This window comes from Labrys sp. ALF-8, assembly GCF_059699065.1.
On record NZ_AP048540.1, the window covers coordinates 101414 to 123660 of the forward strand.

Annotated in this window: 28 protein-coding genes; 10 read left to right on the forward strand and 18 right to left on the reverse strand. The window is 62.5% G+C overall.

Annotated features, from left to right (window positions below; translation table 11 throughout):
- Positions 1–14: 14 nt before the first annotated feature.
- The 5 genes from AC6H34_RS30595 to mobC all read right to left on the reverse strand — a co-directional run bounded on the left by AC6H34_RS30595 (position 15) and on the right by mobC (position 6291).
- Positions 15–581, reverse strand: coding sequence for a hypothetical protein (locus tag AC6H34_RS30595; RefSeq protein ID WP_497541435.1), 567 nt, complete (start codon positions 579–581; stop codon positions 15–17).
- Complete coding sequence (locus AC6H34_RS30600) at positions 578–1807, reverse strand: AAA family ATPase (protein WP_497541436.1); 1230 nt, start codon at positions 1805–1807, stop codon at positions 578–580. Before AC6H34_RS30600 ends, AC6H34_RS30595 begins: the two co-directional genes overlap by 4 nt.
- A gap of 317 nt (positions 1808–2124) precedes the next feature.
- Complete coding sequence (locus AC6H34_RS30605; RefSeq protein ID WP_497541437.1) at positions 2125–2349, reverse strand: hypothetical protein; 225 nt, start codon at positions 2347–2349, stop codon at positions 2125–2127.
- Between the two features lie 14 nt (positions 2350–2363).
- Positions 2364–5900 (reverse strand): LPD7 domain-containing protein, encoded by a 3537-nt coding sequence (locus tag AC6H34_RS30610; RefSeq protein WP_497541438.1) that lies wholly within the window; start codon positions 5898–5900, stop codon positions 2364–2366.
- Entirely contained in the window at positions 5887–6291 is a 405-nt protein-coding gene (gene mobC, locus AC6H34_RS30615) for a plasmid mobilization relaxosome protein MobC (protein ID WP_497541439.1), read from the reverse strand. Before mobC ends, AC6H34_RS30610 begins: the two co-directional genes overlap by 14 nt.
- A 412-nt stretch (positions 6292–6703) precedes the next feature.
- Between mobC and AC6H34_RS30620 the strand changes: the two genes are divergently transcribed.
- The 5 genes from AC6H34_RS30620 (at position 6704) to AC6H34_RS30640 (ending at position 8805) form a co-directional block, all read left to right on the forward strand.
- A complete protein-coding gene (locus AC6H34_RS30620) occupies positions 6704–7462 on the forward strand; it encodes a nucleotide-binding protein (protein ID WP_497541440.1) in 759 nt (252 codons plus the stop codon).
- Positions 7455–7883: a hypothetical protein gene (locus AC6H34_RS30625; RefSeq protein ID WP_497541441.1), complete on the forward strand. Its 429-nt coding sequence runs from the start codon at positions 7455–7457 to the stop codon at positions 7881–7883. Before AC6H34_RS30620 ends, AC6H34_RS30625 begins: the two co-directional genes overlap by 8 nt.
- Before the next feature lie 70 nt (positions 7884–7953).
- Entirely contained in the window at positions 7954–8217 is a 264-nt protein-coding gene (locus AC6H34_RS30630) for a hypothetical protein (protein WP_497541442.1), read from the forward strand.
- A 14-nt stretch (positions 8218–8231) separates the two neighbouring features.
- Complete coding sequence (locus AC6H34_RS30635; RefSeq protein ID WP_497541443.1) at positions 8232–8438, forward strand: GapR family DNA-binding domain-containing protein; 207 nt, start codon at positions 8232–8234, stop codon at positions 8436–8438.
- Between the two features lie 37 nt (positions 8439–8475).
- Complete coding sequence (locus tag AC6H34_RS30640) at positions 8476–8805, forward strand: hypothetical protein (protein ID WP_497541444.1); 330 nt, start codon at positions 8476–8478, stop codon at positions 8803–8805.
- 435 nt (positions 8806–9240) lie between these two features.
- Here the strand turns inward: AC6H34_RS30640 and AC6H34_RS30645 are convergent, their stop codons facing one another.
- The 7 genes from AC6H34_RS30645 to AC6H34_RS30675 form a co-directional block, all read right to left on the reverse strand.
- Positions 9241–9459: a hypothetical protein gene (locus tag AC6H34_RS30645; RefSeq protein WP_497541445.1), complete on the reverse strand. Its 219-nt coding sequence runs from the start codon at positions 9457–9459 to the stop codon at positions 9241–9243.
- Positions 9460–9617: 158 nt separating this feature from the next.
- Entirely contained in the window at positions 9618–11120 is a 1503-nt protein-coding gene (locus AC6H34_RS30650; protein ID WP_497541446.1) for a DUF4942 domain-containing protein, read from the reverse strand.
- Positions 11121–11241: 121 nt separating this feature from the next.
- A complete protein-coding gene (locus tag AC6H34_RS30655; RefSeq protein ID WP_497541447.1) occupies positions 11242–11727 on the reverse strand; it encodes a hypothetical protein in 486 nt (161 codons plus the stop codon).
- Positions 11728–12025: 298 nt separating this feature from the next.
- Entirely contained in the window at positions 12026–12292 is a 267-nt protein-coding gene (locus tag AC6H34_RS30660) for a hypothetical protein (protein WP_497541448.1), read from the reverse strand.
- 254 nt (positions 12293–12546) lie between these two features.
- Entirely contained in the window at positions 12547–12744 is a 198-nt protein-coding gene (locus tag AC6H34_RS30665) for a hypothetical protein (RefSeq protein WP_497541449.1), read from the reverse strand.
- Between the two features lie 56 nt (positions 12745–12800).
- Entirely contained in the window at positions 12801–13655 is an 855-nt protein-coding gene (locus tag AC6H34_RS30670; protein WP_497541450.1) for a DUF932 domain-containing protein, read from the reverse strand.
- Between the two features lie 356 nt (positions 13656–14011).
- Complete coding sequence (locus AC6H34_RS30675) at positions 14012–14341, reverse strand: single-stranded DNA-binding protein (RefSeq protein ID WP_497541451.1); 330 nt, start codon at positions 14339–14341, stop codon at positions 14012–14014.
- Positions 14342–15078: 737 nt separating this feature from the next.
- Between AC6H34_RS30675 and AC6H34_RS30680 the strand changes: the two genes are divergently transcribed.
- Positions 15079–15309: a hypothetical protein gene (locus AC6H34_RS30680; RefSeq protein ID WP_497541452.1), complete on the forward strand. Its 231-nt coding sequence runs from the start codon at positions 15079–15081 to the stop codon at positions 15307–15309.
- Between the two features lie 19 nt (positions 15310–15328).
- Here AC6H34_RS30680 and AC6H34_RS30685 read toward each other — a convergent pair whose 3' ends face one another.
- On the reverse strand, positions 15329–15631 hold the full coding sequence (locus AC6H34_RS30685; protein WP_497541453.1) for a hypothetical protein: 303 nt from the start codon (positions 15629–15631) through the stop codon (positions 15329–15331).
- Positions 15632–15812: 181 nt separating this feature from the next.
- Here AC6H34_RS30685 and AC6H34_RS30690 point away from each other — a divergent pair, with 181 nt between their 5' ends.
- Positions 15813–16217 carry a hypothetical protein gene (locus AC6H34_RS30690; RefSeq protein ID WP_497541454.1) on the forward strand — a complete coding sequence of 135 codons (405 nt, stop codon included), beginning with the start codon at positions 15813–15815 and terminating at the stop codon, positions 16215–16217.
- Between the two features lie 15 nt (positions 16218–16232).
- On the opposite strand, the gene AC6H34_RS30695 is transcribed toward AC6H34_RS30690, so the two are convergent.
- Entirely contained in the window at positions 16233–16904 is a 672-nt protein-coding gene (locus AC6H34_RS30695) for an SOS response-associated peptidase (RefSeq protein ID WP_497541455.1), read from the reverse strand.
- Positions 16905–17054: 150 nt separating this feature from the next.
- Between AC6H34_RS30695 and AC6H34_RS30700 the strand changes: the two genes are divergently transcribed.
- The 3 genes from AC6H34_RS30700 to AC6H34_RS30710 are packed head-to-tail and all read left to right on the forward strand — an operon-like array spanning position 17055 to position 18363.
- Positions 17055–17504 (forward strand): hypothetical protein, encoded by a 450-nt coding sequence (locus AC6H34_RS30700; protein WP_497541456.1) that lies wholly within the window; start codon positions 17055–17057, stop codon positions 17502–17504.
- Positions 17501–17728 (forward strand): hypothetical protein, encoded by a 228-nt coding sequence (locus tag AC6H34_RS30705; protein WP_497541457.1) that lies wholly within the window; start codon positions 17501–17503, stop codon positions 17726–17728. The genes AC6H34_RS30700 and AC6H34_RS30705 overlap by 4 nt, the downstream gene beginning before the upstream one ends.
- Positions 17725–18363, forward strand: coding sequence for a hypothetical protein (locus tag AC6H34_RS30710; RefSeq protein WP_497541458.1), 639 nt, complete (start codon positions 17725–17727; stop codon positions 18361–18363). The genes AC6H34_RS30705 and AC6H34_RS30710 overlap by 4 nt, the downstream gene beginning before the upstream one ends.
- Before the next feature lie 351 nt (positions 18364–18714).
- Here AC6H34_RS30710 and AC6H34_RS30715 read toward each other — a convergent pair whose 3' ends face one another.
- From AC6H34_RS30715 to AC6H34_RS30730, 4 genes are all read right to left on the reverse strand, one after another.
- Positions 18715–19089 (reverse strand): hypothetical protein, encoded by a 375-nt coding sequence (locus AC6H34_RS30715; RefSeq protein ID WP_497541459.1) that lies wholly within the window; start codon positions 19087–19089, stop codon positions 18715–18717.
- 39 nt (positions 19090–19128) lie between these two features.
- On the reverse strand, positions 19129–19863 hold the full coding sequence (locus AC6H34_RS30720; protein WP_497541460.1) for a Fic/DOC family protein: 735 nt from the start codon (positions 19861–19863) through the stop codon (positions 19129–19131).
- Positions 19864–19873: 10 nt separating this feature from the next.
- Entirely contained in the window at positions 19874–20137 is a 264-nt protein-coding gene (locus AC6H34_RS30725; RefSeq protein WP_497541461.1) for a hypothetical protein, read from the reverse strand.
- A gap of 146 nt (positions 20138–20283) precedes the next feature.
- Positions 20284–22245, reverse strand: a complete 1962-nt coding sequence (locus tag AC6H34_RS30730) for a ParB/RepB/Spo0J family partition protein (protein ID WP_497541462.1) — start codon at positions 22243–22245, stop codon at positions 20284–20286.
- Positions 22246–22247: the final 2 nt, after the last annotated feature.

Sequence of the window (22247 nt, forward strand, 5' to 3'; positions counted from 1 at the left end):
TTACCGGGGGATACTTACAGCACCCCGATACAGCGGAGCAGGGTATGTAGTTCGGCCTCGACACCCGCCGCCCGCAGAACGGCATCCCGATCGATCCGGCGCGCCAGATTGGCGCGCGTCATGGGCTTTCTGTATTCCGGCCATTCCTTTTCGAGCGCCTTGATCGCCCCCTCCGCGTCGGGCGGGCGGTTGGCCGCCTTTCCCTCCATATGGCGCAGCAGCACCGCTTCAAAGCAGGGCCGTTGCCAGACGATCGTGATTCCGTAGGCGGCCGCAAGCTTGCGCGCTCGCCCGGCGCGCTGCGGATCGCGCTCGGCCTGGTCAAAATCCAAAAGCGCGAAGCGTTCCGCGGGCGCGCCGCGCTTCTTCTGGAGCAGGTTCAGACGCAGCACCGCCAGCTCGATACGCGACAACGGATCGCCGGCGCCCGGCCCCAATTCGTCAACGTGCAGGTGCACCGGCAGATTGGCATCGCGGATCAGGTCTTGCAGAAAGCCGGCATAACCGACTTCTGACGCGCCTTCGCAGCCGATATAAATCGGACGGCGAAGCTCGATATATGGCGGGCGACGACGTCTCATCCGAGGTGTGGAACCCCGCCGTATGCACCGCTCAGATATTTGCGGTAGTGGTTCTCGTCGCGGCGCACCTTCACGTCCATGAGGCTGTAAACGTGGCTGCGGCCCTGCCGGTCCTTTTCGCAGATCACGATTTCCTCCTTGTTGAGGTCATCGAGCAGTGAGGCCGAATGACAGGAAAGCCAGAGTTGTGCGTCGAACTTGTTGCGCCCCGAAGCCGCATAGAACCAGCGCACCAGTTCGGGCAGCATATTTGGGTGAATAGCCGCGTCCATCTCGTCGATCGCGGCGATGCCGCCCGTATCGAGCGCGCTCATGATGAAAGGAAACATCTTGATAAAGGCCCGGGTGCCGTGGCTTTCCATCAGCCAAGGCATTTCGACCGCAAGCCCCGCGTGTTTGAACAGCAGTAGCGGCCCGTTGTCCGTATGCTGAAAGCGCATCCCTTCCACGCCCACGTCAATGCGGCTTAGCTCATCTTTCAGCCGCGAGACGACGTTGGGCTGGTTCTTCAGGTAGTCGATAACGTCGCGATCGACGAAGGAATGCACAGGCTCAATCTGAAAGAAGGCCTTGCGCGCCGTATCCACGAAAAGCTGCGCGGTCGGATGCTGGAATTTGGCGAACGACGACAGCACTGTGTGGTTGCCGGCGAGCGTCTTCACTAGGTGCTGGAAGCCCGAGAGGCTGAAGGTCTTAGAGTCCTTCACCTTGCCCTCGGCATCGCGCTCATAGACACGCTGCCATTTCCCCTGGCCATTTGGCTTCTGGCGCAGCGCCTCGGACGCGATCCTTACCGCGAGACCATTCTTGAATTCGATTTCCAGCTCGTAGCGGTAGATGCCTTGCTCGACCTTTTCGCCGTTCACCGCGCGCTGAAAGACTTCCGGCGTCAGGTTCATGACGCCGCCTAACTCGATCGCGAACCGCATAGGCCGATCGGCGGATTCCACGTCGTTGAAACGCTCGATGCCAGCGAAGCCCGGCACCGTGCGCGCCACGCTGTCGCGGATCATCGTCACGACGAATTCGAGCGCACGCAACGTTGTCGTTTTGCCTGAGGCGTTCGCGCCATAGAGGGCGACGACCTTCGGCGCGCGCACGTCCGCGCCCTCGAAGATGGGGACATAACGGCCGTCAGGATCAGGCACTTTTCCATCCACCGACAAGTCGAGCAACTGCAGATCGCGAATGGAGAAAAAGTTTTCGACCTCTAGCTTGTAGAGCATGGGATACCTCGCCTAGCCCCCAAATAGCATCTTTAACGATATTTCGTCAACAATCCGATTACATGGCAAGCCCAAGCTCGCCAAGGGATTTGAACTCCAGGCGAGCATTGTATAGGGAATCGAGGAGCGCTTCCTGGCCCGGGTTCAGGGATATAGCTGAAGTGAGGGGCGGTGGAGGCTGTCGAAGGCCATCTCCGACAGTCAGCCGCTGGTCCGGCCCATCTGCTTCTGCCGCTCAAAAGCGATTCCTCATCATATACAAAGCGGCGGCAAGAGAGGCGAGCGCGAGGCCGGATTGAAAGAGGGCCTGCCGCAGTTCAACGGTCTTCCAGCGGTGGCAATGGCATCGCCAAGAAATCCGTTTCGCGCTGCAGCTCCTCGCAATCGCCCTGGAACACTTCCGCGATCGGCCGCCGGATGAGGCCGCCCGACGCGCGCGCGGCGAACCAAAGGGCGCGTTGGGCGAGCGCCATCAGCGCGCGCTCGGGATCTCCGCCAGCCGAGTTGAGGTAGCTGGCCGCAATTTCGTCGGCGCTGTTCATGTAGGCCGGCCCGCTCACATTCTCTGCCCGCGCGGACGATCCTTGGGCGGCGTCTGCGTTTGTGTTGCCTTCTGCTGCTCAGCCTGGGCCGTCTCCCGATTAAGCGCCGCCTGTTCGTCGGCCAGGCGCTGGATCTCGGGCGAACTGGCGAGGCTGGTCTGCATCGCTTGCCTGGGATTGCTCTCTACGGCGACTTCAGCCTGTCGCGCAGCCGTGGCCTCGACCTGGGAGCGGAAGCCGGGATCGGTCGGCGTCTCGTGCAGCGCGGAGGCGACATGCGCCTGGACGGCCTCACGCGCGGCCTCCGCCTCTGTACGATCGGCGATGCTCGCATAGGCCTGGTTGCGCTCGGCTTCGGTGCGAACCGGCGCGGAAGCCGGCGCCTGACTCTGAGACGTTTGCTGCTCGGTCAGCGCTGCCTCGGCGGCCGGCTTTGCCCGTTGAGCTTCCGCGGCCTCTTTCAGAGAACTCCATAGCGCCGTTTCGGCCGCTCGGAGTTCAGGCTCCGTGCGCCGGGCGGAGTCGAGGCTGTCGGATCGCTGGTCTTCGCGAACGCTCTCGCGCAGTTTCTCGACCTTGGCGTAGAGCTCATTGGTTTCGCCGCCGATCTTCTGCGCGGCCTCCCGCTCACCGCGCTTCAAACCGGACTGCAGCTGCTGGGCGTCGATGCCATTGTTATGCTGCACGAACTCGGCCGACGAGCGCTCGAAACTCTGCCGATGCTCGTGCGGAATGGAATTGATCGCATGTTGACGAGCCATGGCGAGGGCCATGGCGGCGTCTTCCTTGTTCTCATAGGCATGGCCCGCCTGTCCCTCGGCGTAGCGGGTCTCTCGCAACACGTTCACGAAGTTCTCGACCTCGGCCGTCTTATGCGCCGTGACCGCACGATAGGCCTCGGCGTATTCGGCAGCCTTCTCGTTCGGGATCGGGGCGGGACCGCGCTCCGCCTGCATACCCGGGTAGGTTTCAAACGGCCGGGTTGAAGCGTCGGCCGGCGGCTTCTCCTTCTCGCCTCCCCTGCCCTCGAAGCCAGCCGTCTTTTGACGCTCGGCTTCGACACGAGCCTTCTCGGCTTCGAACCGCTCCTTCAATTCCGGATTGGCGACCTGGTAGCCGTGCTCGGCCGCCAGCTGGAGCACCATCTCCTTATATTTCTCCGGACCCTTGACGTTGAGCTCACCCCACTTTTCATGGGCAAGCTGCATCGCCGCCAACGTCGCCTCGCGGTCCTTCCAATCGTTCACCTCGACCCGCTTGCCGGTGTCTGTGAACGCGACCTTGCCGGCGCTGCCGTCATCATACTTGTGCGCATAGCGGATGGCCTCGCCGCGCTGCTCCGGAACATAGGCAGAGAAATTGTCGTACTGCCGGGGCTTGGGCTCGACATACTTCTCGCCCTCGATGTTTCCGCCCGCCTGCTCCTGCTTCGCCTGCTGCTGCACGCCGCGCTCGAAGTTCTGCTCGATGCTGCGCCGATGCTTCAGGATCTCCTCCCGGCTCTCGGGCGGGGCATTGTCGGTCATGGCCTGCAGGTGCTTGTGGAGATCCTTGCGCGCCGCTTCCATGGTTTCGAGATTGGGCATTTCGATCGCTCCTCGATTGACGGGCTGCACCTGGGAAGGGGCAGTCGAAGTCTCGGCGTCGAGTCTGAGCGAATTTTTATCATTAGACAACATATAGCTGTCTTTGGGCTTCCCCTCGCGCGGCAAATCGGCGAGGCCGGCCGCTATTGCGGTCCTGTCCCGCAGCTGGAGGACCTTGCCCACGGTGTCGTCGCCGTGGAGCGGCCGGCGCGTCGCGGCAAGCTCGCGCGAGACGGCGACAATGTTCTGAGGATCCGAACGAGACGGCTTCAACTCGCCAATATTACCTTGAGGAATATCAAGATAAGAAACAGTGCCAGCGAACCTGGCTGCCATGGTTTCGGCCATGGCGCGGTTGCGCATGAAGAGCGGCGCGCTCGTCTCGGCCGCTCCGGGTCGGTCGGCACGATAAAGGCGCGTCGCGCCCTCTGCCAATGCAGGCTCCACGCTGACGGCGGCGATCGGCGCTGCATAGCGCTGCCATTGCCCTGCAACCGCCCTCGCCCGTTCCTTGCCCTCCGGACGGGTCGGAACGTGCACGGCTTGAGTCCGGACGGCCTCGACGCGCCGGCGCACATTCTCGCTCGCCTCGCCGCGCTCCACGCGGCGGATATCCTTCAGTTTGTAACCTGGCGGGTTCGCCCGCTCGAAGCGGCTGGCCGCTTCCATGGGAATATTCCTCTGGCGAGCCTCTTCGGCCAGTGTCGAGCGCCAGCGCGCAAAATCCTGCACGCCCGGGTGCATGCGTTCGCCCCGCTGGGACTGCATCTTGACGACGGTATGGATGTGAAGATGCGCGCGGTTCTCATGCAGCGCGAAGGCAAAGTCATGGCCGGCGAATTCGCGCTCGAGCGTTGCTCGAGCCGCAGCGACGAACGCCTCCTTATCGGTCCCGGGCTTTGCACTGAGAATGACATGAGCCACATCGCGCTGTTCGCGCGAACGCATGTCACGCTTCCACGACTTGGCAATCGCAAGATTGGCCTCGTGTCCACTGGTCGTCCTGCCGTTCTGCAATTCGGCGGCCCGGGCGCCGCCCTTCGTCAGGCGGGACATGTACCGAACGGCTCCCTCGACACCATGGGAAAACCCCAGGTCCTCGAACGCGCCGGCACCGCCAAAGGCCGCAGCCACCCTTCCCTCGAAGCCGGTCAGGGACTTCTGGTTGTCGTAGAGCCGGACACTCTTGCCATTGTCATCACGCCTCGCACTGGCCGCCGTGGTGACGACCTGAAGCCGGGTCTGTGATCCAACACGGTCGATCGTCCAGGCAAACTTATGGCCGGCCAGAACCTCGACGAGCGAAGCGCGGATCTGCTCGTCCGGTCGATGGTCATCCAGCGTCACGGCGAACATGAACATGTCCTTGCTCGCTTGGCGTTCGGTCGCTTCCTCCGTCCACTGGTCGGCAAGCGCCTGGATCCCGTCAAGTCCCTCGACCATGGACCCATCCGACATCTCGAGGCCGATCTCGCCCTGGTGGCTCTGATAGCTCATCAAAGCCCCGACGCGGGACCCACCGCTCGCAAAGGATGCCAGCTTCACCACTGCAGCCTGGGAGCCGCCCGCAAGCCCCGCCTTGACCGTCTCCGATGGCCGCTCCGAGGTCGCGGGCGCCCTGCCCGTCACAGCCGGCGCAACGGGCTTTGCTGTCGATCGGCTCGAGGGTGATGCCTTGACGGGGCTCCCGGCCACCATCCGCGGCCGGCGCTTGAGCCGCCACTCGTCCTCGAGCAACGACTTGTCGATGCCGCGCGCGCTTCCCCCCGCAGCCGGCCTGAGGGCGGCAGCTGAAGACGCCCGCGGCGCCTTGCTCCCAGCACGCTTCTTCGCTCCGCCCTGCCGGCTCGCCAGATCAGCATCCTGCAGCAGCAGGTTGAGGGCATCCGTGCGCTTCTTCAGGCCTGCAAAGCCGGCGCCGGCCATGCCTGCGAGACCGGGGAAAAGTTCCTCAGGCCCGGCCATCGCTCACCTCGGACGATGATGCGGAAAGGCCTCGCACCTGGGCCTTGGCACAGAGGGACAGGTAGGCATCCTGAGCCTGTCCCAGCAATTCCGTCAGCTGGCCGAAGCCTGTGGCAAGGGCGGCATTGGCAGGGACACGGCCGCTGTTCATGGCCTTCGTCATCTGGTTGATATTCGTCGCCACGCCTCTGATCTGGCGTACCAGATCCTGAATTTCCGAGCGCGCCTCGCCATCGAAGCTGGGTCCAAGGCCGGCCGCAATCCGGGCGCCGCGCCGCAGCGCCTCGCTCACGCCGATGCCCATTTCGGCGCAAACGCTGGCCAGTTGTGAATGCTCCGCCTCACTGAGACGTAGCCTGACAACGCGGTCCTTGCGCTCCTTTGAAGCCATGGGCGGTCTCGTTCCTTACTTCACTTCGTGGCGCCGGGACCGCTTGCGGGACTGCCGGCGCCACCCCTCTAAGCCAGCCCGGCGAGGGCACACGCAAATCATGTACCACATTATTTGCTATCCTGCCATTCACACTTTCTCTCAAAACCTTACGTCCGTGTCTCACTTCTATTTTCGACACATTGATCAAAACACCACACTTCTCAAATGCGCACAGTGCTCAAAAACGCATACCGCGCAATTACGCTAGGTGATCAAAAGCGCTGTGTGACGAAATGAGCAGGCGGCTCATAAACGCAGGGTGACCAGACGAGCATCGTGCTCATCTGAGCAGTATGCGCAAAAACGCAGGGTGCGCGAAGAAGCACAGTGCTCAAAAAGCCAGTGCGCACTGGGAGGCAGATGAGCCGCGATGCCAAAGGAACAACGGCTTGCTAATATAAACCATGTCACGTTATATATATTCTGTTTTGGGCTATCAGGAAGGAATGTCTACGTGCCAACGGTTGCGCTTGCAGCGTCGAAGGGCGGCGTCGGGAAGTCGACTCTTTGCGCCCTCCTCGGATCGGAAATGGCGAGCATGGGGTTGCATACCGCCATTCTCTGCGCGGATCCCCAGCACTCGACCTGGAAATGGGCGGAGCGATCGAAGGCCGCCGGACGGCTCGACAAGAACCTGTCAGTGGTGCGCGTCGACAATGAGGATCAGTTGCGGGAGCGCATCGAGAACGGATTGGACTACGACTTCATCCTGATCGACCCGCAAGGCGCCCTCAACCAGATGCTGGCGCTTTCGATCATCGCATCGGATCTGTCTATCGTGCCTTGCCGCGCGTCCTACATCGACGCCGTCGAAGCGGTCAGCGTGTTCAACTACGGGGCGAACCTCAAGCGTGCGAACATGCGTCTGGTGCTGAACGACGTTAAAGGCATCGACAAGACGACCGGTGCTTTCAAGGACGCCATCACGGCGATTGTGCACAACAAGCTCCCCTACTTCGACAGCGTGATCCAGTCCCGCGCGGTCTATGCCCAGTTCTCCAAGGACGCGGGGTCACTCTCCGAGCTGGCCACGGATCCATCCAAGCAGGAACAGGTGACCAAGGCCAAGGCGAACATTGCTCTGCTGATCAAGGAAATCTTCACCCACACCGGCACGGAATATGAGTGACCCAGGCAAGCCGTTCGCCCCGAGGAATATCTCGGTCAAGAAGAGCAAGCCGTTTCTGCTCGGCGATCTGTCCGAATTTCGAAGGGAGGCGGAGGCGGCCGGTGCGGCCCTCGGCCTGCTGGTGCCGAGCGTGAGCGGTCCTCCGGTCCTTCCGGAGGAGGAGGCGGGCGCGCCGCCGCCGATCGCACCCGTATCCGATCCGCACGAAGAAGCGGCCCCTGTCGTCCAGCGCCCGCCACGGACCACCAAACGGGAGGCGGACCGCATTGTGAGCGCGGGGAATACAGAACGGCGCATTGTCAGGGTGGCGTTGCGCGCCGACCTGGTGAAGCAGGCGCGGTATGCTGCGGCAGATGGTGACTGTCAGCTCCGAGATGTCTTCGAGGCTGCGCTTTCAGCCTACTTCAAGGGCCGAAAATAGAAGGCTCTCGCGTGCACGTGCACGTGTGCGCAAGAGAGCGTTTTTCAACACCTGGAGCCTAGAAGCCAACATGATAGATGAGTCACCTGGGAAGAGCAGCCGCCTTCCCGCTGTAGACGGCGAGACAGACGGGCCTGGCCAGGAAACCCAGCAGCCGCTCGGCTCCACCCGTGCGGTTCGGCGGTCAATTCGCGTCGAGATCCACCGCGGACTTGTGAAGAAGTTTCAACACGCCGCTATCGATCAGGATCGGACGTTTAGGGACCTGGTGGAAGAAGCCATGCAGGATTTTGTGGCGCTCAAGCTCGATCGTGCCGAAGGGACCCACTCATGAGCCGGAACTCGAAATTGAGCGGCTACATAAAACAGCTGCAACACTACGAGGAGGAAATCAAAAAGTTGAATGACGCCAAATCGGCCGCGTTCAAGGATGCCAAAGGCGATGGCTACGATCCCAAGATCATGCGTGTCGTGCTCCGAATTCAGAAGAACGGGCTGGATAAGCACCAGGAGGATCAGGCCCTAGTGGACGCCTATCTGGCTGAGCTGCGCTGACCGAAGTGCCCTTCATTCAATGGGAAAAGCCATGACCATGAACAGCGGCCTTGCTGCCGCGCTCGGAATCGTATTCGGCGCTCTTCTGGGGGTGTCACTCGGACACTCCACGATCACCCGTGGCGATCCTACCCCCCCGACCGTTGAAGCCCCCTCCCAAGCTCAGGCACAAGCGGCGATCATCCGCAAGGTACCGGAGACATTCGCAAAGCTCTCGGTGATGCTGGGCGAGTGCACACCAGGCGGCGGGGTCGCCGCCGGTGTGATGTGCGCGGTCAAACTCCAACTCACTGCCAGCGAAGCCCCCGACATTCGCTCGGTCGGCTTCGCACGAGTAGCGGGCCAATGGGAGGTCTCGCGATGGTGAGGAGCTGGCGTTGCCGAACTCGGGGGACCATTGATGGCGTGCAGCGCCAGCAGAGAATAATAGATTCCAAGATGCTGCGCGCGCGGAGAGCCGGACAAGTCAGGCGGCAGAACCGCAACAATGCGATGCGCCGCCGAAATTCTAGCAACGGCATCCGCGGCCAGGTTTCCTGGTTTGCTCATAAATCCCGGTCTCCACTACAGACGCTTACCATTGATCTGCTGGGGGCAGAGGTAGACACTTCCTGCGCAGTGAGCGATTGGCGGCCACCATGCGCAGCCAGCGCTAGTAACTCGCGAACGTCTCCTTCCCGCCAATCCGGCAACGCAAGCAACTCGTCATCCGTCCACCCTGCGACATCAGCCAGCGCCCCAAGGGGCCAGTGACGGCGTAGCAGAGCGTCAAGACGCACAGACGCCTCGCAATCTTCCAGCCTCACTTGGGGAGGCCTCGACCGCCCAGAAGGGTTGAGCGTCTGCACGCCTTCTCGCGGAGCCAACTCTCCGAAAGTACGCGCCAGACGACGCCCCGCCCCTCCGGATCGCGCTCGAAATATTCGGCGGGCCAATTGGAGGGCACGGCGAAGAAGGATCGGGCCTCGTCCTGCGAAGCCGCAATAACGTAATGCCATCTGTCGAAGTCATATTGGCGCATGGTCAGTAACTCCATATCCAACAACCATCCCTGCACAGTCTAAATCTATCTCGGACGTAGAGAAAAGTCCATCAAAAACAAACTGTTATTGGGTGGCGCATCAATAAGGGGAAGCAGCCAAATGTCAGTTTCTCGCGAACATTTTGCCCGCTCGACGGTCAGTTCAGCTCGAAGGAATGCCCCCAATAGGCGTATCCACGCGGCTTGGTTCCGTCCGGCTTCCGGACTCGCACCGTGATTGTATTGCAGTGGGTCCCGACGCTCGAAAAAGAGCCGGCCGGCAGGTCCGAGAACCCGCCGCCGAGCTCGATCATGAGCTTGCGAAAGCCTCGGCTCTTGCGCGTGTCGCGGAACTCGGTGCCGGCCGACATGACGGCGACGAGTATACCACCCGGACGGAGGAACTTGAGCGCATGCACGACATGATCGATGTCGCGCTCGCGGTCGAAGGGCGGATTCATCACCACGCGATCATAGAGGCGATCCGGATCGGGCTGCAGCGTGAGGAAGTCGGCATGAATGACGCGCTCGTAAAGACCGCTTGCGCGCAAACCTGCCGCAAGCGCGGATTGGATCTCGACGCAATCGACTGCGCAGGCTCGCCAGACGTTCCCCTCTCGATCGCCGTTCTCCTTGAGCGCGACGAGCTGGGCTAGATTGCCGGTGCCGGCACTCGGCTCGAGCACCCGCAAGAGCGGTTCGTCCTGGTCTCGGTAGAGCGGGAAATCGTACAGCACGCGTTCGGCGGTATCCTCCGGCGTCGGGAAAAAGCCGTAGCGCTTGGCCGGCGTCGTCTTCGGCGATTGCAGGCCGTCGTCCTCGTCCGCGTCGCGATCTTCGGGGATCGGCGCGCCATAATATTCACCCAGCAGCTTGTTGACCTGGCGCAGCAGGTCATCGCGCTTGAACCAGATATGCGCATTGCCGTTCTTGAAACACCGAACCGTAAAATACTCGGTCTCAACCACAGTCTGGCGGCGGCCCCATTCCCGCCCGCGAGCATGCTCGATGGCGCCGATAAGTCCGGCATAGCTGGGCGGCAACTGCTTGCCCTCCAGGACCATGAAGGTGCGTTCGATGTCCTGGATGGTGTCCCGGTGATTGCGGTGATAGTTCCAGCTACCATACTCGTTGAAGCAATAGGACAGGATCACCCTCGAACCGATCTTCCAGCCGTCATGCGAGCGAAAGCGGCGGTCGAGAGCGGAAAAGGCGAGCGCTATGCCGCGCCGAAAGATCATGCCGGCATCGAGGGCGAACCGTTCCAAGGTCGCGATGATGTTTTCCGTGGTCACTTCCGGGGGCGCCTGCTGCAACTGGCCGTGCAGCTCGTCCTTGGCCTTCTTGTCCATAAGCCGTTCAAGGTCGGTCATCTGGACGATATGCGCCCAAACGTCCCGGTCTGTGATCTCCCGCGCGGTCGTCAGGAACGCCTCGCGCTCGGGGAGGTCCAAGACCTTCCAGAACTGGCGGCGGTCATCCGCCGAGGTTTGATTGTAGCGGGTCAGACCGGGCGAGGCCTGTTCGGCGGCCTGCCGCGCTGCCAGGAGGTCGTGATAGGCGCCTTCCAGGGAAGAGTAGGCCACGGCATAGCGGTCCATGGCCAGATTGCGGTGGGCGACGATAGCGTCAACGGTGGCGCGCGGCACAACGGCGTTCATGATGTGGCCCTTGGGAATTCAGTTGAGAGCGGCGGCGCAGGCGAGCAGCCCGCCGATGAAAAGCAGCACTGCGACGGCCTCGGCGCCGGTCGCCAGTGCGGAAGCGAGAGACTGCCGCATGTCAATTTGCTCCAACCGTCGCCGTCAGGAATGCGGGCAGATCGGCCGCCCGCCCGACGCCCCATGGAAGAGCCTCAAGCGCGCTGGCACTCGGACAACGGCCGGCCGTCCGGACAGCCGCAATCGCGTTGCGATAGAAAACGGCGGCGGGCGTGGACTCGAAGTCGTCCGTTTCGCAGGACTGATACTCGGTGTATTGGCACAACCGCACCAGGCCGGCCGGCGTCACCCCCTCGACATAGTGAAATCGATAATCCTCGATCCGCTGGCGGTAGCCGTCGTGCTCGATCGTTCCCTCGATCCGGTAGAGTGCAACGACGCTGCGGACATTCTCCGCAAGCAGCATCTGGCCGAAGCGGGTCGCGTTCTCCCGCGTGACGGCGGCTTCCTCATCGCCGGCATTTTCCAGCGCGGAGCAAAGGCCGATATCGACGGCCGCGCTCAGGATCATGTGAATTTCTTGGTCCGAGACGACGAAAGCACTCATGGATGGTCCTCCAAATCAACGAGGCGAAGCAGGCCCCGTCCTGCTTCCCGAGCTCGCGCGGAGCAGCCGGATGGCGGGGGGCAAGGCCAATCGCGGGAGGGGGATCGCCTGGCTCGCACGGAGGGAGCGCAGCGAGAGGAGGAGAGTTGGGGAGACCCACGATTGAGCGCAGCGGGCCTTGCTGGGGGAGGGAGAGCGGCGCGGCCCTCCCCCGCCGTGCGGGCGCCGATCGGCGTCAGCACCTGGGAGCAATGAGCGTGCCACCAATGTCGGCGCGCAGCGACTCACCTGCCGGTTCTCAGGCGACGCTTGCCGCGCCTGGTTCGAACCGGACTTCGATGCCGGCGCTGTTGAAGGTGTAAACCTGGCGAGAATTTAGCAGCTTATCTATCTCACCAAGCGCCACTTCCCGGTCATAGGGGCGGTCGGGGCCGGCCAGCCTTAGGACAAAGCGCCCTTCCTCGGCGTGGGCATCCACGAGCCACGCGGACCTGAGATGTGACCTCAAGAGATCTGCCAGTTCCTGAAGACCGAGAGGCTTTGACGGTAGGGGTCGTGCGTTCATCGCACACTCACCATCTCTGCATGAGCCTACGTGCTTAGTCGCTTCTATGGCTCGTCGATCCCACCCTTTCTTGACTGTGACATCGAATTCGCGCCACGGCAAGTTGTGTCGTTCATCGAGCCGGCTGCACAGCGAGCCGACCTAGGCCCAGCATATGACCCTGAGCAATCTTCGTCGGATCTCCACGGACATGATGATGGGAGATCGTGCCGGCGCGCCGGGCTGCGACGGCGCGCCGCAAATTTGACAATGTGTCATCGCGCGGACCGCATCCGGCGAGCGAGATGCTGGCGTGCGCCCTTGGCGACGCGCAGGGCTGAAAACACGGCGGCGAGCGCCGGGCGTTCGTCGGCAAGGCGGGCCCAACGCAGCGTTTCGGACAACAGGCGTATCGTCTCGTCGATGGCCTCCACATTCGCAATCCTGGCGGGACGCAAAGCAGACCGCTTCATGATCGATCCTCCTTCCTCGAGGAAACGGGCCGGCCTTGCGACCGGCCCGGGCTGGGTCACGCAGCGGACTTGAGTTCGGCCATCTTCTGCGTCAGCTGCCGAAGGGCCTTGTTCAGCTTCACATCCTGATCGATGCCGTTGATGGCACGGGCGGTAACGCGGCGGTGACGGCCATGATCCCCGACCGCCCAGGCGCTCATGCCGCCCCGGATGACGTTCTCCTGCGCCACGTTGAAGGTGGTCCACAGGTCCCGGCCGGCATCGTCCCGACGGCGGGGAACCAGCAGCTGCGCCGGCTTGATCGGCGTTTCCGTCTCGCCTTCATTGTCTCCGAAGCGGATGACATGGGCGGCCTCGGCAAAGACCGCGCGCTCCTCGGCACTCAGATGCACCTTGGACCAGTCGGCAGGAGCGGCGAGCGCGTTGCGAGCCTCGCCCAGCACCCGATAGGTGCCTTCGATCACCTTGCCGGCGACGTCGCCGCTATGACGCACCTTCACGCTGTCGATCGTGCCCGTCTGCGCAACAAGGCTGTTCATGCAGCAGATCCGAAACAGTCCCGCCATGAGGTCATAGGCAGACGTGCCGTCATTGGCATTCTTCAGCAGGATCTCGCAGACCGTATCGCCCACCTTGTAGACCTGCTCGTCATCGATGCGGCGAAGACGGATCAGGTGCTTTGTGAACGGCACCTTGCTTTCGTCCCGCGCCACCGCCTGCTTGACGCCGACCGGTACAAATCCCTCCTTCGTCAGGCCACGCAGCACCTCGATCGTCGGGATCGGCTGGAACCGCTCCGAGCGGCTGTCATGGGCCGTGGTGGCAAAGATCGATGGCGCAATTGTGCGCATCTCGTCTTCGGTCAGCGCGCGGGCGTGGTCGAAACGGGCGGTCTTGGTGTAAACGGTCATGATCTCATCTCCTCTTTCAATCGAACGGCGAAGCAGGCCCCGTCCTGCTTCCCGAGCTCGTGCGGAACAGCGGTGAGAGAGGGGGGCAAGGCCGTGTTGCGGGAGGGGGATCGCCCACCGGCGCAGCCGGCCGCGAGGATCCTCGCGGTCCTGCAGGAGCGCAGCGACGAAGGATGGGGACACCCGCAAGACGGCCTTGCTGGGGAGAGAGAGGCAGCGCTTCTTCTCCCCGCCATGCCGGCGCCGATCGGTGCCGGCATCACTCAGCAAAGGATGTTGCCGCCTTTACTCGCGACCCAAAACGAAAGGGGGCGGCGAACCGCCCCCTTGCAGATTTGCTCGCCGTCCCGCTCGGGTCAGCCCGCATCCCTCGCGGGGGCACCGGCCAGAAGCTCGAAGGTGTTAGCGAGGCGGTCGGTGGTGTAGACGGTCTTGCCGTCCTTCTCGTAGGAGCGATCCTCGAGGTTGCCCTCGACCAGGACCAGGTCACCCTTGGAGCGCTTCTTCTGGACCCACTCGGCCTGCTTGCCGAAGACCGTGACCGTGTTCCAGCGGGTGCGATCCTGGTAGTCGCCGGCCTCGTCCTTCACGCTGTAGTTCGAGGCGATGCTGACCCTCACGGTCTTGCCGGCGCGTTCGATCTTGGCGATGCGGCCGATCAGGCGGAAGCTGGCTTCGCTGTACATTGTCGTCTCTCCTTCGTGGGGCGATGCCCCGTTGCGATGAAACCCGGCATCGGCCGCCACAAGGGCCGGGTAGAGCTGGGCGCAAGCCCAGGCCAGCGCAGCGCCGCTCCCGCCAGCCGAAGGAATTTTGCATCGCGAGGAATGCCCGCACGGCAGGGGAAAATTCTGCGCGGCCAGGGACGACACCCGGACCGGCGGCTGTAAGGAAAAGTTTCAGGAGGGCAACGGGACATCGCCTTCACAAGGAAGGGAACGCCACCCCCATGAAGAAGCCCGCTTCCGCCTGATCGGTCGCTCGCCTGGCCATGAATCCGGCAATACTGGAGGGTCAAGCCTCCCAGCTCAAACAGTGTGAAGGACGAGGCCGGCGACTGACAGGTCTTTGGAATGTGCGGGCACTCGGCCGCCCTCAAGCAAGCAGGCCGAGTGGGTCCAGAAGGAGTAACCGGGATCCGTTGTGACCAGGCCGTGGTTGAAGCGCACCGGAAAGGCGCTCAGGCACCGAAGGGCGCCTGGGCCTACACCACCGACCGCCTCGCCAACCCCTTGCTTGGCTGAAATACGTCCGAAGGGCGCCGGTCTGTGCCGCTTGCTGCGGCTACCATACTGCAGGGGGGCGGTTCACCGCCCCCTTTCCTCTTGGGCGCGGGTATGCGCGATCGTGGATACGATCGTGGACAGAACCACCCGTCGCGCTCATGCTACCGGCTGAGCTCGCATAACGAGGACATGGCCCAATGTCAGAGCTACGCGGCCCCGATCCAGCCCAAGACATCTCCGATCGCCTGCTCGATTGTGAATTCCAACTCGAGCCGCATTTCCTGGAACTCATTGCCCGCGCGGGAGCTGTCGGCTGGAGGCCGACAGAGATCGCGATGGCCCTTTCTGGCCTGGCCGACAATTTCCTGCTCGGTCAGGCGGAGAATGCGACGACCGATGACTTGCTGCGAAGAGCGATCGACCGTTGAAGATGTGAATGACAGCAGCCTACGTTGCGGCTTCCTGGGGCTTTCGAAACAGTCTCGTCCGGCCGATCACGATAAACTGCTTCGTCAGGTCGTCGACCGCCCTGCCCTGCAGCAGCCAGACCAATCCCATGTTCTCGTAGCGCGCAAACGGAGCGATAGGGTCGATTCCGAATAGCTCATCAACGGGCCAGCCGAACGCCTCGGCCTTGTCGCCCCACTTCTCGATGAAGCGGGCCGCGTCGTGCTTCACCTGCTCCCAGCGTGTGGGATCGGGTGTCGGGTTGCGGCTGCGGAGTTGTTCTAGGGCTTTGTCGTAGGCCATGCCGGAGGCGTAGCGCGGCTAAGGCGATTCCATCAACCTTCCTTGACTAGATCAAGCACAAAGAAGGTCACTTCTTGTCTGGTCCAAAAATTGGGACTAGCATTCCTTATGGCCGACTTGGCGCTAACATCTGAAGGTGCCCGATGATGCTTCCGCGCCAGTTGTGTGGAGGTTGAGGGGAATGACACCGGAAAATCTGGCAATCGCAAAGGTAAGCGTTGTGCAGGAAGGCGGGGAATGGCTCGTCAATGTCCGCGAGAGCGATGGTGAACTAAATGCCCAGACCTTCGCCGAGTTTGAATGGGCGATGAACTATGCCGAGGGCCAGCGCATGCGGCTCGGCCTTGAGCAAGTCGACGTTCCCGTTCCGCCCGAACTCGACGAAAACCGTGATGACGGACAAGACAGACAAGGAAGGGCTCCTATTTGGGCAGTTCGACATGCCGCCACGGACGCCGCGTCGCAGGCCATCATCGATGAAGAGATTGCCGCTATCAGGGAGAAGACGGAGCGACTGCGCAAGGCGCGGCTGGCTGGCAATGCGCAAGAGTCGCCACCATCCTCCAAGCAATTGCCGATAAGGTAAGCGGCCATAGCGACGCTACGTCGCTGTGGCCGCGCTCTGCGCCGTGGGAGAGGCCAGTACAACCAGCGCATCATCCGCCAGCGGGCGCTGCAGCTCCTTCGCCTCGCTCCACGGCGCCTTGAGCCAGATCTCGAACTGCTGCGGCTCGGTGAGAATCACGGGCATGGCCTTGGCGTGGTGTGGCTTCACCACCGCATTGGCGTCCGTCGTCAGGAAGCCGAAGATGTCGGTCGTCACCTCGCCCTCCTTGACCTTCCGCACGCTCGTCCAGGACGTCCAGATCCCGGCGAAGAAGGCGAGAGGTTGGATGTCGCTGAGGGCGAACCACTTCAGGGCCTTGCGCCCCTTCTCGCTGGTCTCGATGTCCGAGTATTCGGAGAACGACGTCATCGGCACCAGGCAGCGGTTTTCGATGCCCTGCCAGCGCCGCCAATGCGGCGACGAGACGTTCCTGATGTTGGTGACGGCAGGGTCCGCCTTCCTGCCTTCCAGGAACTTCGGCGGCGTCGGCATGCCCCAGCGCGCGGTTACAAGCTCGCGAACGCCGTCTGCCCCGGTGCGCACGATCGGGGCCGGATAGTCGGGATAGATGTCGGTGGAATCCGGCCAGTTCAGGACGTCACGGACGACGTTGCCGGCGAGCCTGAGTTCGGCCTGCGTGATCCGGAGATTGTAGAGGTTGCACATGCTCTGCCTCCCGTCGGCGCGCAGCATGCTTCGGCTTGGCTCGTTCCGCAACACCGGCTGACACGTGAACAAAAAAAGAACAAAAGACTCGACAGCTAGCGGGACCACGCGTAGCCTCCCGTTCAAATCGAACCTGCTGTGGAGGCGAACATGGCAATCTTTGATAATTTCGACGAGGGCGTTTTCATGGCCCGGCTCGATCGCTTCGACATCGGCCGCACCACCGTCGACATCATGCGCGATCTATTGAAGCGCTCGGGCGGCGATCCCATGGCCGCATTGAAATTCATGGTCGAAAGGAACGCCGATATCGAGGACGAGCGCGACACGATCGCACTGGATCTCGACAAGCTTCGAGCGGAGCATGATTTGAAACCACTCCTCGATGATGGTGAACTCCGGGAGACGCATCTGACGGCCAGGATGGAGCAGGCCGACGCCGAGGAAGCGGCCTATGATGACGGCCTGTCTCAGGAAGACCTGGACTATCTGCACGACATGAGCGGCTTCGAGGATGAGGAAGTCGGTGAGCGGCCGCCGGGTTGGCGCGATCCGGAGCGGGCGCCGCAGGAGACGCATCTGCGTATCGTGAAGCGATGAGCCGGCCGGCCCAGGAGCCGGCGCCCGAAGATCTCGAAACCAGTGTCGACGATGCCATTGCCGCTTGCAACGGCGATGCGAGAGCGGCCGTGCGCGTGCTTCTGGTGACGGTGTTTCATCAACAGACCGAGCTCGATGAGCTCAAGGCTGAAATCGCCGGCCTCGCCGTCGACATCTCCCGCGGCTACTCGCGTGGGCGTCGGGAGAAATTTCTGCGTGAATGACCCAATCTCTGAAGTTCCCCCGCTATGGCCCCTACCCTCAAACCGTCGAGGAGGCCATCGCGGACGGCTGGACCGGAATGAGGCTTAGTTTCTGGTTCTGTCGGCAGGTCTGCCCCCGGGAAGTGCTGGTCATGTTCCGGGATCTAGCCGAACAGGCTCGCGCGACCGCATCTCTTGCCGAGATCTACGACAGCGCGATCTGCGAGCACTGTAATCGACGGCCGGCATGGGCATACCTCACCCATCGGTTCCAGATGCCTAGCCTTATCAGCTGGCACGATCGGCCGGTTCACTTCATGGACGGTCGTGCCGTCAGCCCGGGCCTGGCTGCAGGGGCCGATATCAGGCACGGCGCAGAGCGATTGCAGCCTGACAATCAGGCGCCGACGGTCGCCGGGCTGGCGAATGAGGCCGGCTGGATCTGGATCGTGTGCAATCGCTGCATGCGGCGCAAGGCCTTCCGAGTCCCATCGCTCATTCAAAGATGGGGGCGGGATACCTCGAGTAACGTGATACTGCGTGCCATGCGGTGCTCGAGGTGCAAATGGAAGCGCGCTTTGTTCCAGCATCCGAGCTGGGGCGGATCGGCCGTGGGCTGGGCGTCGTTTCCAGCCGACGATGACGAGGATTATTGAATGGTCGGCAGGGCATACGTCTATGAACTATGCGCAGCCGCTCGTAGGCGACGCATCCTTGTAAATGCCCCCGAGACGCGCAACTAAAACGGCGTCGCCGGCAGCGCCGACGACAAAGCGGCGGGAGTGACCAATCGGCCAAAGGTCGAGTGGGAAACGAACGCGGCCTCTGTCCGTCAGAAGTAATGGCGATGGCGAATCCGGCATGACGGCAGTGTCACCCTGGCAGACTGGGAGCCGAATTGGAGCCTGGGAGAGCGCGAGAGGGGGGCTTGCGCCCTCTCGCGCGCCGCAAGGCGCAACGGCGTTTTCATCCGTTTCTGGATCCAAGTCAGCGACGGCCGCCGCGACCTATTCAGCAGACAGCAAAGGTCCGCACCCGGCATCGATGTGGGCGCGGCTGAAAGCCTCGGCTGCATCCGCGCGGATCGATAGCATCATGCCGGGAGCCGTGTTCGACACGGTCGGGACGCGTGTCCTGGCCACCAGGCCGCGAGCCTCCATCACCTCTGCGAGATGTTCGCCCTCTGCAGCGGTTGAGCCAACACTGAGAGCCAAGTCCGCCACAGTCGGCCTGCGCCCCATGGCGGTCTCGGCCCCGATCATGTTGAGGAAGGCGATCTGGCGATATCTCGCGGCTTCCGTGTCTCCCTCAAAGCGCGACTTGTGAATGAGGCGGGACACCCTCAGGCAGTCAACTGTGGTCGAGATCGTGGATGACTTCAATTCGATAACTCCGATCTGTTAATTTCCGTGACTTGGTGGTCACCGCAGTCGTTGACCGCGCGGTTTGTCGGCCGGCGCCGGCTTTGCGGCTTCAGGCCCCGCGCCCGCCTCGACCGGCTTGCCGGCCGTTTCGACTTTCGGATCCAGGCCGGGAAGCTCCTTGAGGGCCTGAAGCTGGGTTTCCCGGTCAGCCACCTTCTGAACGAAGGGCTTGAGATAGGCGTCGAGGTGCCCCTTGCCGGGATGATCCAGCTCTTTTGTCAGGGCGGCGAGGTAGTCGTCCCTCCTGGTCTTTTCCCACTCGATGCTGATGCCGGCGCGATGCGCCAACTCGTTGTGCACCACCATGATGGTGCGGCCATTGCCATCGAGGAAGGGATGGGCGTGGGCGAGACTGCCCATGACCGTGCCCGGCTTGGCCGCCATGAACGCCTTGTCCTGCCCCTGCTTCAGGGCATAGTCCACGGCCCTGCCGATCTCCTGCGGATGGGCGAACATGTCGTCCTTGCCCGCCTTCGTGATTGCGACATTCGGGGCGGTCCGCGACCTGTCCTCTCCTGCCCACGGATACACCTTCTCGAACAGGGTCTTGTGCGCCTGTTGGATGTCCGCATAGGAGATCTTGGAAACCTGGGCGAGCTGATCGGCTGCCTTGTCGACCTTTCGGACGAACTCGTGGTGCTCGAACCTCTTGAGTACGTCCATATCGGACGTGCCAAGGGAGTTGCGCAAATAGCCGCGCGTTGCGGCATCACCGAAGGGATCGAAAGCCATAAGGGGAGGTCTATCTGCCGCCGAGATAGGCCTTGATCAGGTTCGTGGCGTCGTCGCTGGACACGACCTTCGCGCGCTCGAGCGCAATGATCAGCTGCTCGATCTCATCGAACTGCACCTCGTCGCCAGCCAGCTCCGTCACCTTGTCGGCCCAGCGGTCGCGAGCCGTCTTGACGTAATGAATATTATGCTGATGCGCCAGCTTGAGGACAATGGCGGCGGCCCGGTCCTTGTTGCTGCGTGCATCTGTCTTGGGAGCGAAAGCGACGGTCATCTGAACATTCCAATTCACGCTCTTTATAGCGTGAATTGGCCTCCCTGTCGAAACATAGGAAAGGTTTTCCGGTGAAACCCGGCCGATTCCGGGCATTTTGTGATAGCTTCAACGGGAATGGCCCGGCTCTCGCCGGGCCCGCTCCCTCATTCCGCCGCCTCGGCAAACTCGACGTCTTCGGCTTCCTCCGCTCCCTCGGTCTGCTGCACCGCCTCCGGCGTCTTCAGCACCTCGGGAAGCCAGCCGCGCCCGGCAAGGTCACGCTCCGCCCGGTCAACCGCTTCCGACTTCGTCAGGCGCTCGATGTCGGCAGCAGCGCCATCTGGCAAGCCCGCCTCCTTCATGATGCCGGCAATGGTCGCCTTGGACACTCGGCCAAGGAACTCACGTTCGGGGCTCCACCAAGCCCGCATATCGAAAGCAATCGCCTGTGCGATCCGGTCCGCGTTGCAAACCCGGTCTGAACGCTTCTTCTCGAAACCCATCTGCACCGCATTGAGATTGGCAGCGGACACAACTGCAAGCAGCTGTCCAAGGGTCGCCGGGGTCTGGTCCAGCAACCAGTCCCAAAGCTCGGCGGCATCACTCGGGAGTCGTGCCTTCCAGCTGTCCATGATGTCATTCCACGCCACGAGGGCGCGGCAGGCCTCTGGCTCCTTGATCGAGGTTTCGATGCGGCGGGCTTCGCCGCGAACCTCGACGGCGGAACTCGGCATGCTGGAATAGCTCAGATCGGCGTAGAACGTACGCACGGCGAAGGGATGCAGTATCGCGACCAAGCCGACCTGGGGCGTTTCCACCAGCTGGCAACGCAGAGCGGCGGTTCGGATCGCGGTCAGTTCCTCGGTCAGAGCGCCATTGAACCCCATAGCCTCCGGTTCGGCGACAACAGGAGCGCCCTCCCCTTCCCCGGCGACGTCCTGTCCTTCGTCACGCACGACAAGGCGTGCCTCATCTTCCTTGCGCACGATGCCGCGCCTGATTTCGACACGCCCGCCATGGCCGACATAGAGGATCGCGCCGGCAACGCCCAACTGTTCGGGGGTGAAGGCTTGCGAGGTTGCCCGCAGCTGCTCGATGGCCTCTTCGAGGGCATCCATCTCCGCGTTGAAGGCGATCAGGTCCGCCTCATCGTCATCTGCGTTTTCGAAGGCAGCGGATTGGTCTTCCATTTCTTCATATCGCGCCTGCAGTCCCTCAAGCCTCTGCTGATCCTCGTCGCCCAAGGGCACCTGCTTGGGGTAAAGCGTGCGCATTCCGTAGGTCGACACAGCCTCCTGAGACGTCTCGACCCATGACCACCCTTCGGCCTTGACCGGCTCGGCCAGCGTTGCCAGCTTCTCGTCGGCCAGCCTGCGCACAAGGTCGCGATCGGACAGATAGATGCTGTCCTGCGTCGAGAACAGGTCCTCCTCAACTGCCCCGCCCGCTGCGCGATAAGCTTCGAGCGTGACGAACTGCGCGAGCGCCGATTTGCCGGACAGGGCTTCCTTGGTGAGCGCGGAACGAAGGTAGTGCGGCTGACGATAGAATGAGTTCACATCGAACCATGCCCGTTCCTGCGCCTCGTGATCCCCGCTGATCGCAAGCGCCTCGGCCTGTTCAAGGCTCACCTCTTCCTTGCGCAGTTCCTCCAAGAGCCGGGGCGACAGGGTTGCCAGCTTCAGCCGGCGACGAACCGTCATATGTGAAATGCCGAACCGCGCCGCGATCTCCTCGCTCGGCAGGCCTTCGTCCTGATTGAGCCTGCGGAATGCCTCAATCTCGTCGGCCGGGTGCATGGCGCTGCGCTGGATGTTCTCGACAAGAGAAATCTCCACGTCCCGCTCGCCGGTCAATATGGCAACCCGGACCGGGTATTCCTTGGTCACCGCGACGCCCTGCACGCTGCGCCCTTCCTTGAGCAACAGCTTCAGGGCTGCGAACCGACGCGCACCCGCCACCACCTCGAACTTGCCCTTGGCCTTGCGCACATTGAGGTTCTGCAACTGGCCGTTGGCCTCGATGGAAGCCGCAAGCTCGCTGATACCGGCCTCCGAATTGACGCGCCGCACATTGTCGGCGCTCGGAATCAGCTTGGAAAGCGCAATCGTGGTAACGTCCGTCATCT